Origin of the sequence: Qipengyuania sp. (genome assembly GCF_965277845.1) — a bacterium.
Taxonomy (GTDB): Bacteria; Pseudomonadota; Alphaproteobacteria; order Sphingomonadales; family Sphingomonadaceae; genus Qipengyuania.
Genome location: NZ_OZ255844.1, coordinates 484,979 through 496,772, shown reverse-complemented (window position 1 = coordinate 496,772; position 11,794 = coordinate 484,979). Strand labels below are relative to the sequence as shown.

15 protein-coding genes are annotated in these 11,794 nt (G+C 62.7%); 4 read left to right on the top strand and 11 right to left on the bottom strand.

What is annotated here, in order from left to right; translation table 11 throughout:
• Positions 1-60: 60 nt before the first annotated feature.
• From ACQY4G_RS02480 to ACQY4G_RS02465, 4 genes are all read right to left on the bottom strand, one after another.
• The gene (locus ACQY4G_RS02480) at positions 61-960 is read right to left on the bottom strand and encodes an alpha/beta fold hydrolase (RefSeq protein WP_421992844.1); all 900 of its coding nucleotides are present in this window, start codon (positions 958-960) and stop codon (positions 61-63) included.
• 73 nt (positions 961-1,033) lie between these two features.
• Positions 1,034-1,474: a MarR family winged helix-turn-helix transcriptional regulator gene (locus ACQY4G_RS02475; RefSeq protein ID WP_421992842.1), complete on the bottom strand. Its 441-nt coding sequence runs from the start codon at positions 1,472-1,474 to the stop codon at positions 1,034-1,036.
• 9 nt (positions 1,475-1,483) lie between these two features.
• Complete coding sequence (locus ACQY4G_RS02470) at positions 1,484-2,203, bottom strand: isochorismatase family cysteine hydrolase (RefSeq protein ID WP_428483089.1); 720 nt, start codon at positions 2,201-2,203, stop codon at positions 1,484-1,486.
• Positions 2,204-2,348: 145 nt separating this feature from the next.
• On the bottom strand, positions 2,349-3,269 hold the full coding sequence (locus tag ACQY4G_RS02465; RefSeq protein WP_421992838.1) for a LysR substrate-binding domain-containing protein: 921 nt from the start codon (positions 3,267-3,269) through the stop codon (positions 2,349-2,351).
• A 99-nt stretch (positions 3,270-3,368) separates the two neighbouring features.
• Here ACQY4G_RS02465 and ACQY4G_RS02460 point away from each other — a divergent pair, with 99 nt between their 5' ends.
• On the top strand, positions 3,369-4,466 hold the full coding sequence (locus ACQY4G_RS02460; RefSeq protein WP_421992836.1) for a hypothetical protein: 1,098 nt from the start codon (positions 3,369-3,371) through the stop codon (positions 4,464-4,466).
• A 25-nt stretch (positions 4,467-4,491) separates the two neighbouring features.
• On the opposite strand, the gene ACQY4G_RS02455 is transcribed toward ACQY4G_RS02460, so the two are convergent.
• From ACQY4G_RS02455 to ACQY4G_RS02425, 7 genes are all read right to left on the bottom strand, one after another.
• Entirely contained in the window at positions 4,492-5,583 is a 1,092-nt protein-coding gene (locus tag ACQY4G_RS02455; RefSeq protein ID WP_421992834.1) for an NAD(P)H-dependent flavin oxidoreductase, read from the bottom strand.
• A 31-nt stretch (positions 5,584-5,614) separates the two neighbouring features.
• Entirely contained in the window at positions 5,615-6,385 is a 771-nt protein-coding gene (locus ACQY4G_RS02450) for an SDR family NAD(P)-dependent oxidoreductase (RefSeq protein WP_421992832.1), read from the bottom strand.
• 260 nt (positions 6,386-6,645) lie between these two features.
• Complete coding sequence (locus ACQY4G_RS02445) at positions 6,646-7,707, bottom strand: NAD-dependent epimerase/dehydratase family protein (RefSeq protein WP_421992830.1); 1,062 nt, start codon at positions 7,705-7,707, stop codon at positions 6,646-6,648.
• A gap of 13 nt (positions 7,708-7,720) precedes the next feature.
• The gene (locus ACQY4G_RS02440; RefSeq protein ID WP_421992828.1) at positions 7,721-8,140 is read right to left on the bottom strand and encodes a DUF2267 domain-containing protein; all 420 of its coding nucleotides are present in this window, start codon (positions 8,138-8,140) and stop codon (positions 7,721-7,723) included.
• A gap of 141 nt (positions 8,141-8,281) precedes the next feature.
• Positions 8,282-8,854: a hypothetical protein gene (locus ACQY4G_RS02435; protein WP_421992826.1), complete on the bottom strand. Its 573-nt coding sequence runs from the start codon at positions 8,852-8,854 to the stop codon at positions 8,282-8,284.
• Complete coding sequence (locus ACQY4G_RS02430) at positions 8,851-9,246, bottom strand: nuclear transport factor 2 family protein (protein WP_421992824.1); 396 nt, start codon at positions 9,244-9,246, stop codon at positions 8,851-8,853. Before ACQY4G_RS02430 ends, ACQY4G_RS02435 begins: the two co-directional genes overlap by 4 nt.
• Entirely contained in the window at positions 9,236-10,114 is an 879-nt protein-coding gene (locus ACQY4G_RS02425; protein WP_421992822.1) for an alpha/beta fold hydrolase, read from the bottom strand. Before ACQY4G_RS02425 ends, ACQY4G_RS02430 begins: the two co-directional genes overlap by 11 nt.
• 82 nt (positions 10,115-10,196) lie before the next feature.
• Here ACQY4G_RS02425 and ACQY4G_RS02420 point away from each other — a divergent pair, with 82 nt between their 5' ends.
• The 3 genes from ACQY4G_RS02420 (at position 10,197) to ACQY4G_RS02410 (ending at position 11,782) form a co-directional block, all read left to right on the top strand.
• Positions 10,197-10,754, top strand: coding sequence for a TetR/AcrR family transcriptional regulator (locus tag ACQY4G_RS02420; RefSeq protein ID WP_421992820.1), 558 nt, complete (start codon positions 10,197-10,199; stop codon positions 10,752-10,754).
• An 84-nt stretch (positions 10,755-10,838) separates the two neighbouring features.
• A complete protein-coding gene (locus ACQY4G_RS02415; RefSeq protein WP_421992818.1) occupies positions 10,839-11,183 on the top strand; it encodes an antibiotic biosynthesis monooxygenase family protein in 345 nt (114 codons plus the stop codon).
• Positions 11,180-11,782: a LysE family translocator gene (locus ACQY4G_RS02410; protein ID WP_421992816.1), complete on the top strand. Its 603-nt coding sequence runs from the start codon at positions 11,180-11,182 to the stop codon at positions 11,780-11,782. Before ACQY4G_RS02415 ends, ACQY4G_RS02410 begins: the two co-directional genes overlap by 4 nt.
• Positions 11,783-11,794: the final 12 nt, after the last annotated feature.

Sequence of the window (11,794 nt, the reverse complement as noted above, 5' to 3'; positions counted from 1 at the left end):
ATCGCGCTGGCCGGGTAAGCCTAGTGGGCAACCCGCTGACCGGTTCGGACCGGACACCCCTCAATTGCTCGCTCGAAAATGCGTGATCAGCAGATCCGCGATCTTCGGCAAAAGCTGCTTCGGCAGCGCATGTCCGAGTTCGCCGATCTCCGCGTGACGCGCTGTCGGGATCAAATCGGCAATGTGCTGCCCATGGGGTGGCGGGTTGAGCGGGTCCTGCCCGCCCTGGATCACGAACGTCGGAACGTCGACCTGCGACAATTCGGCACCGCGCTGAAGCGGAACCGGCTCAGCGCGTGCGTGGGCAGTCGCGGGGGCCGGCGTACCCGCATGGCGGATGGCTGCGCGTTCGCGGCGAGCGAAATCATCGGCATCGAAGGCTGCGACCTCCCCGTTTAAGGTGCGCCAGACCTCGACGCGCCGCCCGACCTCTTCCGCCTCGGTCTCACCCGGCGTGAACATGGCAGCCAGCTGCCGGACGACGTCCGGTGCCGGCCCGGGTAGCGGGCCTGGCGACGTTTCCCCGTTCATGGCCCGCATGTAAGCGCCCGCGAAATCGACATCGAGTGCTGCCGTCAGCATCAGCGTGAGCGAGCGCAGCCGCTCGGGTGCTTCGATCGCGAGAAGTTGGCCGATCGTGCCGCCCAGCGACAGCCCGACCACATGCGCCCGGTCGATGCCATGCGCATCGAGGACGGCAAGCGCGTCGGCGGCGAGGTCAGCAATGGCATAAGGCGCCTCATCGAAGTCGCGAGTGGTCGAGCGCCCAGTGTCACGATGATCGTAGCGAATGACCCGAAGACCGCCTTGGACAAGGCGCGAGACCAATGAATCCGGCCACATGGATCCGGGCGCATTGGCCCCGGCCACCAGCAGAACGGCATGATCGCCGATCTCGCCGAATGCTTCGCTCCACAGTTCGATGTTGCCATTTTGCGCAGTCTTGGTGCTGGGTTTCATGGGTCCCTCGTCCTCTCGCTTCTCTGGATTGGGGCGTATCTTCTCGAGGCCTTGCCGATGAGGCGAATGGCCATCAGCCGGTCTGCATTTCCCGTCCTGCGCGGCTGGTGATCGAGAAGTATTCGGGCAACAATTCGGCGAGTTTGGCCCTGCCAGCATCGAGCAGAACCGCCTCGAGCGCGCGCGCATCACCTTCGACTGCGCCGATCCCGATGTACCCTTCGCGTTTCAGGCCCTTCAGCGTCGTCGTCAATACCGGGCGCGATATGTCGATCCTTTCGCGGATTTCGGGGCCGGTCAGCCGTCCTCCTTCGCGCTCCAGCACGATGAGGATGAGAAACCGGGTCTGCGACAGGCCGTGCCGCGAGAAGAGCTGTTCCAGGTCGCGCAGCAGAAAGCTAGCGTGTTGCAGCGTTTCAAGGGCGCGCCGCGTGGCCGGCTTGTCCATTTCGGAATAGCGGCTGGCATAGGCCGACATGATCGCATCGCTGGGCAATTCTTTCAGAAGGAACATCGCCAGCGCTCACCCTTGAGTCCCCGCCATCATGGCGATGAGGGTGTCGCTGGCGATGCCCGCGCCGAAATGGTGTAGCACATGCTCCTCGAAATAGGCGTTCTGGTGGTCCTCGAAAGCGCCCACCCCATCGGTCACGACATAGGCGTTGTAGCCGAGATCATGCGCTTGGCGAAGCGAGGATTCGACGCAGACATGCGTCGCGAAGCCAAGGAAAATGACCGTGTTGATGTCGTTATTGCGCAGAAAGGCATCGAGCGTGGAGTTGGTGAGCACGCTCGCCCCGCTGCGGCCGACGGTCACGAATTCGTCCGTTCGGGGCTTGAAGGCGACCGGGAAATTCGAACCGTCGCCGGTCCAGGTGCCGGCATTCTGGATCGCCCGACGCAGGCCGAGGGCATCTTCGGCCGGGCCGAAAATCCGGTAAGCGCGATCACCGCGCAGGTCGAGGGGGGCATGAGCGACCGTCCAGCCTGCTTCGCGCGCCGCCTCAAGCATGCGCGCACCATTGTCGATTGCCGTCTGGAATTGCGCTTCGTCCCTGACCAGCAATTCCCTCAGCGTACCGTCGGGTGCGACCCACTCGTTCTGGAATTCGATGAAGACGAGCGCTGTGCGCTCCTTGTCTAGCGGTGGCGGACTTGCGGGCGCTTCGGCAACTGCGGACACGGCGAAACCTCCAAGAGCGATGATAAACAGGAACGAGCGAACGGAACGAAGAAAGGCCATCGGTAGCTCCCTTTATGTTAGCTACCTAACGATAAATTCAGGGGTGGGTTCCTGTCAACCGCGCTTTGAGACCATAGGGGAAGGATTGCTAAATCAGGGGGGGGAGGCGGTCCGTGGTGTCAATGCGACGCTAGAAGGATCGCCATCAATCGACATTCGCACCAGGCGGTCCGGCCTTCCATCGCTCTACCAGAAAATCGATGAACGCCCGCGTCTTGCGCGCAAGGATCGGCCGGTCGGGGAAGACGATCCAGACGTGCGCAGGCTGGGGTCTGAACGCCGGCAAGACCTCGACCAGCTGTTCGCTCCTCAAATCCTCGTCGACCAGAAACCCGGCGAGCAGCGCGATCCCGGCACCATCCAGCGCGGCCTGGCGCAGCATCACGGCATTGTCGGCGGCGAGCTTGGGGCGGACGGGAATCTCGACCTCGCGGGACGATTCTGACAATTTCCAGACAGGACCCGCCGTCAGGGGACTGAAATGCAGGAGGTCGTGCTTTGCCAAGTCCGACGGGACATTCACTTCAGGGGCGCGGGCCAAATATTCGGGAGCCGCACACAAGTACCTTGGGATCTCGGCCAGGCGACGCGCTTTCAGGCCAGCCCCGCTCGCGAACACACCGATGCGGATCGCGGCATCGAACCGGTCTTCGATCAGGTCGATGTAATCGTCCGATACGCTCAGTTCCAATTCGATGCCAGGATGCGCACGCCTGAAATCGGCCAGCAACGGTGCGATCGCGATCTGTCCGAACGAGGTCGGCAGGGCCAGGCGCAAGACGCCCGTGGGCTCGGCCGAAAATCGGGCGACCACGGCCTCCGCGTCGGCCAGGCGCGACAGCAGATCCTGCGCATGCGGCAAGAGCGCGGCGCCCGCCTCGGTGAGCGTGACCGATCTGGTGTGCCTGTGAAACAGGGGAGTGCCAAGCGAGGCCTCGAGCGCCTTTATCCGTCGACTGAGGACCGAGGGGTGCAATTGCAGCGCCTCCGCCGCGCGCGCGAAGCTCAGGTTCGCCGCAACGGCACAAAACTCCGTCAGGGCTTGGGTGGAAAGCGAGGAGGGCATTGATGCCTCTTATGCAATTATTGGTGCCCAAACACCACTTTATTCCCACGATGGCACCGATCCATATTGGGGGGCAGCCATTCACGCAAGGACCGAAGCATGCGCAATTCAGCTCCGATGGATCGTCCCGCCAAGCGACTCGACCCGTCCGCCCGACGTGCTCTCACAGCTTGTCTTCCCGCAGCGCTGTTCATGCTGGCGGCGCCACCAAGCGCTCATGCACGCGATGGTTCCTCGCCTGATCACGGCGCAAATACCGGCACGGCTTTCGCCGCCATGGACCATTCCCTGCGTGCCGCGATCGACACAAAACATACCATCACGCTCCCGCCCCGGGTCGAATGGCCCAATGGCATCGCTTTCGACGGCGAGGGTCGCTTGCTCGTCGGCGCAATCACCGCGCCGGTCATCGCCCGGTTCGAGAACGGCGCCTGGACGGAGATAGACGTGGCAGCTCCCGGCATCTTCTCGGTGACGAGTCTGACCCATGATCCCCGGCGCAATCTCGTCTGGGGCACCTCGCCGGCATTTCTCGATGAAGATTCCGACCAGCAGCACGGCCTATATGCGCTTGAGGGCGAGGAGCTCGGGCTGGTCAGGTTTCTGCGACTGCCCGACGATGGTTTCGCCAACGACACCGAGATGGCTGTCGATGGCCGGTTGCTCGTGACCGACAGCGTAAACGGCCGAATTCTGGCCTATGATTGGGAGCGCGATGCCTTCGAGGTCCTGGTGGAAGACGAGCGTCTGAGGCCGCTCAACCGTGTTGGCGCGGCGGGGGTCACCGTGGATCCGCAAGGGCGCGTCTATGTTGCCAATTACGAGACGGAAGCATTGCTCATTCTGGCCGACGGCGCGCTGCGCCCGATCGCACTGGCCCGCCCACTCGAGAACCCGGACGGGCTCGCGCTGACAGAGGACGGCGCACTGCTGGTGGCGGAAGGCGCAGTGCAAAGCGGCAATGGGCGACTGCTGCGCATTCCCGAGCCATCCGCGCCGGGGCCTCGGCCGGTCGAAACGGTGAGCGAGCGTATCGAATCGCCGGTGAATCTGACGGTTGGTCCGGAGGGCTTGGCCTATGTCACCGAATCTCGCATCCGGCGGAAAATCGGACCCGATCCGACCGAGGCAAGGCCGTATGATTTTCGCGTCATCGTGAGCGAGCTGGCGGCGGACGCCGGGCAAAGCTCCGAGTGATCGCTCGCACGAGCGAAACCCGTTCTTATCGTCGGGACCGAGCCGCCGACAAATGCTCCATCGCCGCCTGCCATAGATTTTCGACCAGGTCGCCGGCCGGGCCTTCGCCCGCCAATCCGCCCGACTGGCCTGACCATGCCTGCATACGATCGATATCGTCATCGTCGCGTCCTGCGGCGGTCATGGGCTGGGTCAGGAGGCGCTGCCAGGGATAGGCTGCCGGCTGCGGCGCATCGGGCCGAGCGGCAGCGCGGGCGAAGGCCGTATCGGCGGCGCGCCCGGCCCGGCCCGTAAAAGCGCGCGTGAGGATCGTTTCCTCGGGCAATGCCCGGCCGATCGCGTCCTTCCAGGAAGAAGGGATGGCGCTTTCGGTGCAGCGCAGAAAGCCGGTGCCGATCTGGACGGCGGACGCGCCGAGCATGAAGGCGGAGGCAATTCCGCGACCATCGGCAATGCCGCCGGTTGCTACGACCGGCACGTCCACAGCATCGACGATACTGGGCAGGAGCGAGAACAGGCCCACCTGGGTCGCCTCTGCCGCGCATTGATCGAATGCGCCGCGATGGCCACCGGCCTCCATCCCTTGCGCCACTATGACGTCGGCACCTGCCTGCGCCGCTTCCTTCGCTTCGGAGACCGTTGTCACGCTTGCCATCCAGGGAATGCCGGCCGTCTTCAACTTCGCTACGAATTCGGCAGGAAAGACGCCCATGATCGAAGAGATTGCCGCGGGCCGTGCCGCGAGCATGGCTTCGCATTGCGCAGCGAAATCTGGCAGCGGTGACGGCAGAGGGTCCGGTGCAGGCGTATCGCACCAGCACGACACAAAACGGCGCCATTCCGCTTCGCGGTCCGGTTCCGGGCGCGGCGCCGTTTCCGGGATCCAGACATTGAGCTGGAAGGCGCTGCCAGCCGCCGAGCGCACTTCATCGGCCCATGCCGCGATCTGCTCGGGCTGCATCATGAGGCATCCGGCTGCGCCCCATCCGCCCGCCTTCATGATCGCGATCGACAAGGCAGGCGGACATGCGCCGGCCATCGGGGCCAGCATTACCGGGAACTGGCCACCGAAACGTTCGCAAAAGCAATTGCCGCGTTTGATGGGATCGACATCCATGGGGGCAGATGCGCGGATCGTCGGCCCGTCGTCAACCGCGCTGCCCGGGAATGGTGTACCCGCCGTCGACCAGGATCGCCTGACCGGTGATATTCGACGCTCGGTCGGATAGCAGGAATGCGGCCAATTGCGCGGTTTCCTCCGGCGTTCCCATCCGGCCGACGGGGTGGGCCTTGCCGAAAGCGTCCAGCACCGCCTCGTCATGGTCGAAGGCAATGCGCGTCATCTCGGTATCGATGCCGCCGGGATTGATGTTGTTTATCCGGATCCCGAGCGGTGCGAGCTCCAGTGCGGCGGCGCGCAGCAACCCGTCCATGCCGGCTTTGCTCGCGGAGTATACGGTAGATCCGGGCAGCGCGCCGAAGGCGAGCCATGACGAGGTGTTGACGATCGCGCCGCCGCCCTGGTCTTTCATTGTCCGAGCCTGCGCGCGCATCGACATCCAGATGGATTTCAGGTTGGTGTCGAGCGTGGAATCCCAGTCCGCTTCGGACTGCTCCAGCATCGGTGAAAAATTGCCGATCGTCCCCGCATTATTGAAGGCGAAATCGAAGCGCCCGAAAGCGTTCGCAGTTTCCGTCACGATCCGCTCGTGATCTTCGGATCGTGTCACATCGGCGATCACGGCGATGGCTTCGCCGCCCGCGTCCTCGATACTCTCGACCAATTCCTCGAGCCGGTCCCTGCGCCGCGCAACCAGTGCCACCTTCGCGCCTTCACGGGCGAACAGCTTGCCTGCTGCCGCACCGATGCCGGAGCTGGCACCGATGATTGCCCCGCACTTGTTCTCTAGTAACGCCATCGCTCTATCGTCCCTTTGCTGATGATGGCTTGGACATATTGCGCAATGGAGGCTTGATTAGGGGCCGAAACTGCATTGCCTGTTTCCGGCATGGCAATATTGCGATCCACGCTCGCTTCTGGACGGACCAGCGAGGCTCGAGGAACCGGGCGGGCCCCGATAGTCCCGACAGACTTGCGACCGGCTCATCGGCCCGGATTCGCGCGAGCCAAGCGAGGCCTCTCCACTGGCTTGGAAGGCCGCGAACGGGGCTTATTGGCTCACTCGGCTACGTTCGAACCGGTGGCGCATTCGGGAAGCACTTCCGGGGACCGCCTATCCAGTTGGGCGATAACCTCCTCATATCCGTATCGGGGCGACCAGTTCAGCTCTCGCCGGGCCTTGCCAGACGAGTAGACCCGGTCGATGGATCGGGGCAGAGGCCAGTTGCGGGCCTCGAACTCCGCATGGAGCGTTGGCATGCGCTGCCTTATGACTTCCGGTGCGTCGCGTTTCAGCGCGTCGCAGTCGTCCTTGTGAAAAGGTGTATCGCCCGAGACGTTGAACACCTCGAAATTTCGGCCTCGATGGTTCGCCGCCGCGACATGGGCCGATGCTACGTCTCGCGCGTCCACCCCGCGGTGCAGCCGGTATGCAGCCATGACCTGGGCCGGTTCCGGAAAGCACCGTGACATCCTGATCACGCGGACATCGAAGTTCTTGCCGGCCTGCGATCTCGCCACCGCCTCGGCCTGGAGCTTCGTGCGGTGATAGATCGTGCGGGGCAGGGGGTCTGTTTCCTCCGTCACCCAGACCGCGGTGTGGTCGTCTTGCGAGGCATGGCCGTACAAGGCAGTGGTGCTGGTGAGGATGAAGGTCCGCACCCCGGATGCTCTCGCGATTTCGAGCGCCTTGAGCGTTCCATCGACATTGATCCGCTCGAATTCACGGTCCGCAACTAGGCCGACATGGGGCGCGTGGAGCGCCGCGACATGGAAGACCGCCGCGGCCCCGTCGAAGCCTTTCTTCAGGGCATCCTCGTCCAGCAGATCCGCCACGATCGTCGTCGCGGAACTGGGGCTGCGATCGATACTTGCGACGTCGCCCGTTTCGCAAACCAGCCTATGAATGGCGCGGCCGATACGCCCGCTGCTTCCGGTGATGGCAAATTTCGGCATCTGGAGGGTTCCCAATTTGCATCGAAGTCCAATCCGCCAAGCGGATAAGCGAATGCCGACGATTGCAAAACCTTGATGATCGACGCCCTTGCCCAAGAGAGGGTTCTGTTGCGCGCGGCGCTTTCTTCCTTCGGCCCGGGCTTGTCTGCCATGCGCACGGATCACCCCTGCGCGCCGATCAATCGGGCCATAGCGGGCGCAGCGCTTCCGGAATGACTGCTCGTATCCGCGCCGCCCGTTCGGGCCCAAGCTTACTTTCCCAAAGCCAGAATACGTCCGAGACGAGGGACGGAACCCGGAAATGATGCGCCTTCACGCGTTGGTAAACGCGTTCCTGAAAGGTCTCGGCATCGACCACGTCCTTCGGCTCTGCGGCAAGCGACCACCCTTCGAGGAAGATGCCTCGCTCGAGCGCCGGGAACTGGTTGGCGATCTCCACCACATCTTCGGCGGGCAGGCATTTGCGCAGCTCATGCATTACCGCTTTCATCTGCGGTCCGGATTGATGCGTGGTGCGCACTCCCATGCGTTCGGCCAGATCGCGGCACCATTCGACATGAAGGTCGCTGGCGCGCTCGACATCGTAGGGGTGGGCCAAGACTTTTCCTCTTCCCGATAGTTACAGCCAGTCCAGGCGACGTCCGGGTCAGCGCATGTGCCCGGTCACGGTCTATGGGCGCCACAATCGCGCCCTGCCGCCACGCATGCGCTGGCGAGGAGCCGGTCGCAACATGCGCGTTCAAGTCCGCACCCCAGACCCTTCGCGCGCGCCATGGAACCGGCGAGCAAGCGCCCGCAACGCTTCCACATGGGCCAGGGGATTCTCGTCGGGCTCGAACGACACGGAAAGGTGGCCGCGAGGAAGATCGACGATCAACCGGCTGGAATGTTCGTATCCGACCAGCACGAAGCGCGTCCCTCCTTGGTCCGGATTGGCGCGCGATCCGGCCAGCGTCAGCAGCGACGGATTGACGAACAGCTCGTCGTATCGATCACTGCTCGCACAGGATGCATTGCCCGGTTCTCTTCGCTCGAGCGAGTGCAAATCCTCATCCTCGAGAATGGCGACACACCTAATACCGGGACTGACATCGAAAAATTCGGAGAACACCTTCGCGGATAGGGCATGGGAGGGCGAGGCGGAGCGATCTTGCCGCAACGGCTTCGGCTCCGGCGAACCGGTCGGCACGACACGGCACGGATAGTGGCGGAGATAATGATCGCCGACATAGAGCGTGGCAAGATAGTGCAACGCTGATCGCGCGCCATTGCGGATAGTCTGCAGCAGGCCTTTCGGAGATTCCCAGCTCATGAGCGATCGGTGATCGTTGCGATCACTCCGTCCCGGAAGGTGAAATCCGTGGTCCCGCCGAGTGCGATCCTCTCGCCGGACCGAGGGCCTCCGGGCAGGTCCCGCGCGAGGACGCCGCGAAAGGAAATCGCCTCCCTCAGGCCTGTCGCTTCGTCGTCGCCGAATTCGCTCAGACTGCGGAGCGTCTGGTGCCGCTCCGCGAACATGGCTGCGCCGGCTTCCGCCAGTTTGCGAAACGCCTCTAGTCCGGTCGCGCGATGCGTGGTCTGCCCTCCGGCGATGTTCCTGAATTCTACGTCGACATGCAGTGGCTTCATCATCGCCCCGACGTCGAACGCGTTGTATGCCTCGATATAGGCTTCGATCAGTTTCCTCTGTTCGCTAGCGTCCATTCGCCCTCCCTTCGTCTGCGCCAGGCTCATCGTCGAGGAAGGCGAGCACCTGCCGGACCACCTTGTGCGGAGCTTCCAGCTGCGGCAGATGCCCCGCACCCTCGATCACGGCCAATTCGGCATCGAGGAGAGAGGCAAGTCTCCTGCCTCTTGCCAGGGGTATCCAGGGATCGCGTTCTCCCCAGAGCACTTTGACGGGAGATTGCACCTCGGACAGGCGACCCTCGAACTCGGCGGTATACCGCTCGTCGGCTTGCGCGAACTGGTTGTAGAAGCTGTTCCGACCTTCATCGGTCAGCCATGGTGCACAAAGCTGCTCGAAATCGCCGTGCGGGATTTCTGTGGTCAAAGCACCCTGGATATAGGCGGCGACCACCGCTTTGTGGATCGCCGGGGGAAGCCCCCGGAAGGCTTCGGCATGGCGACCAACGTGGTCGAAGAATTCGGAGCCCCACGGCCTGAGGGCTACTACGTTCATGAGAAAGTAGCGGCGATATTCGCAACCGTGCAGCAAATGCGCCCGCAACGAAACCGCCCCGCCGAAATCGTGCCCCAGCACATGCGGGCGATCCAGCTTAAGCGTGTCGAGCATGTAGGCGAAGACTTCGCCCTGCACATCGAGCGAAGTGGGCCGGGTGCCCGGCATTTCCGACTGTCCATAGCCGGGCATATCGTACCAGTGGACGCGGAATCTTCGGGCAAGCGGTTCGATGATTCGATGCCAGCAGAACGATGACCACGGCCAGCCGTGGGCAAGGATCAGGTCTTCGCCCTCGCCGCAGGTGCCGCAGGCGACCTCGCCGGCCGGGGTCCTTATTCTCCGATCGACATTCCAGGCGAATTCCATTCCCACAAACCACACCTTCATTCGCGAACCGATCGTGCGAAGCCTTGCGACGCACGCGATTCGCTTCTACCAATCTAGACCGACCAGTCTACCTAAAGAATGTATGAACAACTCAGCTTCTGAACGCCTTACCCAAGCCGCACTTCGCCTGTTTCAGGCGAAGGGGCTTTCTTCGGTCGGGATCAACGAAGTGGTCAGGGAAGCGGGCGTCGCCAAGATGTCGCTTTACAACAACTTCTCTTCCAAGTCCGACCTTGCGTGGGCCGCGTATGCAGCGATTTCACGAGAGCGGCGCCAATCGTTTGATGCACTGATCGCCGCCTCCGACTCGCCCAAGGCCGGAGTTTTGGGCTTCTTCGATCTGGCAAAGACATTGGCCAATCGCCCGGACTTTCGGGGATGTGCTTTCATCAACCTTGCTGCACACACTTTCGAGGACGAGCGGCTGGCCCGGCTGGTTCGTGATCACAAGTCTGCGCGGCATTCCCGTCTTGAAGAGCTGGCGCGGCATTGCGGGGCCGACGATCCGGCACGCTTGGCGCGGCAATTGCTCGCGCTTTGGGATGGGGCCGTGTCGCAGGCTGCCATCGAAAACGACACAGAGCCGGTCGATGCGGCTCGCGAAGCCGCCGAGGTGCTTCTCGAACGAGCCTGCCAATGAACCCGCTTCACCCGCCTTGCGTGCTCGCAGGCACCAAATCCGGCGCAATATCAACCCAAGAAAAGCCCTTTGACGAGGATCGCGATGCTTACCGCAACCTTTATCTTCCGACCCGGTGAACGGGACGACGAATTCGAAGCCCTTACGCTCGCCCTCAGTGAGCGAGCTCGTTGCATCGAGGGCTTCGTAGACGAAGAGGAGTGGTGCTCCCTGGACAGCGAGACGCGTCTTGTGAATTACTACTGGAGAGATCGAGAGAGCCTTGACCGCTTCGTGACGGATCGCATCCATCGATATGCGAAGAGCCGTCAGAAACAATGGTATGACGGCCACCATGTCATCATCTCCGAAGTGGTTTCAACCTATGGCGATGGAGGTATTCCTCACGCAACTGGCCGCTCGCGGTACCCCAAAGGAAAGCTGCCGTGAGCGCCGAAGTCTGGGCGGCATTCCTGCTGTTCGCGCTGGTCGCGGTTGCCACACCGGGCCCCAACAACCTGCTCCTGCTCGATGCTGGCCTGCGTCAGGGGCTCCGTAAGACGCTTCCCTTCGTGATCGGGATAAACATCGGATTTTCGATGTTGATGCTGGCGATCGGCTTCGGGCTGGGTCGGCTGTTCGAGGAAAGTCCTGCGATCCAGATAGCCCTCAAGATTCTCGGTACTGCCTACTTTCTATATCTTGCATTCCGGATGTTCCGGCCTGCGCAGGCAAGGGAGCAGGAAGAGAAGCCATGGAGGTTGGGGTTTTGGTCCGGGATCGCCATCCAGGCGGTCAATCCCAAAGCCTGGGTGATGTGCATCACGACGATCTCCCTCTTTCTCCCCCGCGATTGGGATATCGGGACTCTGGGATCGATGGTGGGTGCGTTCGTGGCTCTGGGCGCACCGGCCAATATCGCCTGGACCGGGTTGGGGCGCTCCCTCAGGTCAATGCTGTCCGACGCCAAGCGGCTCCGGCTCTTCAACATGTCGATGGCAGCGCTACTTATCCTCTCGATTGCACCAGTGTGGATTTCCAGATTCTGATGGAGGTCCTTG

Bases quoted from the DNA above. Each gene is read 5' to 3' on its own strand.
- ACQY4G_RS02480 (WP_421992844.1), bottom strand. From the start codon at position 960: ATGAAACCCAGCACCAAGACTGCGCAAAATGGCAACATCGAACTGTGG.
- ACQY4G_RS02475 (WP_421992842.1), bottom strand. From the start codon at position 1,474: ATGTTCCTTCTGAAAGAATTGCCCAGCGATGCGATCATGTCGGCCTAT.
- ACQY4G_RS02470 (WP_428483089.1), bottom strand. From the start codon at position 2,203: ATGGCCTTTCTTCGTTCCGTTCGCTCGTTCCTGTTTATCATCGCTCTT.
- ACQY4G_RS02465 (WP_421992838.1), bottom strand. From the start codon at position 3,269: ATGCCCTCCTCGCTTTCCACCCAAGCCCTGACGGAGTTTTGTGCCGTT.
- ACQY4G_RS02460 (WP_421992836.1), top strand. From the start codon at position 3,369: ATGCGCAATTCAGCTCCGATGGATCGTCCCGCCAAGCGACTCGACCCG.
- ACQY4G_RS02455 (WP_421992834.1), bottom strand. From the start codon at position 5,583: ATGGATGTCGATCCCATCAAACGCGGCAATTGCTTTTGCGAACGTTTC.
- ACQY4G_RS02450 (WP_421992832.1), bottom strand. From the start codon at position 6,385: ATGGCGTTACTAGAGAACAAGTGCGGGGCAATCATCGGTGCCAGCTCC.
- ACQY4G_RS02435 (WP_421992826.1), bottom strand. From the start codon at position 8,854: ATGAGCTGGGAATCTCCGAAAGGCCTGCTGCAGACTATCCGCAATGGC.
- ACQY4G_RS02430 (WP_421992824.1), bottom strand. From the start codon at position 9,246: ATGGACGCTAGCGAACAGAGGAAACTGATCGAAGCCTATATCGAGGCA.
- ACQY4G_RS02425 (WP_421992822.1), bottom strand. From the start codon at position 10,114: ATGAAGGTGTGGTTTGTGGGAATGGAATTCGCCTGGAATGTCGATCGG.
- ACQY4G_RS02420 (WP_421992820.1), top strand. From the start codon at position 10,197: ATGAACAACTCAGCTTCTGAACGCCTTACCCAAGCCGCACTTCGCCTG.
- ACQY4G_RS02415 (WP_421992818.1), top strand. From the start codon at position 10,839: ATGCTTACCGCAACCTTTATCTTCCGACCCGGTGAACGGGACGACGAA.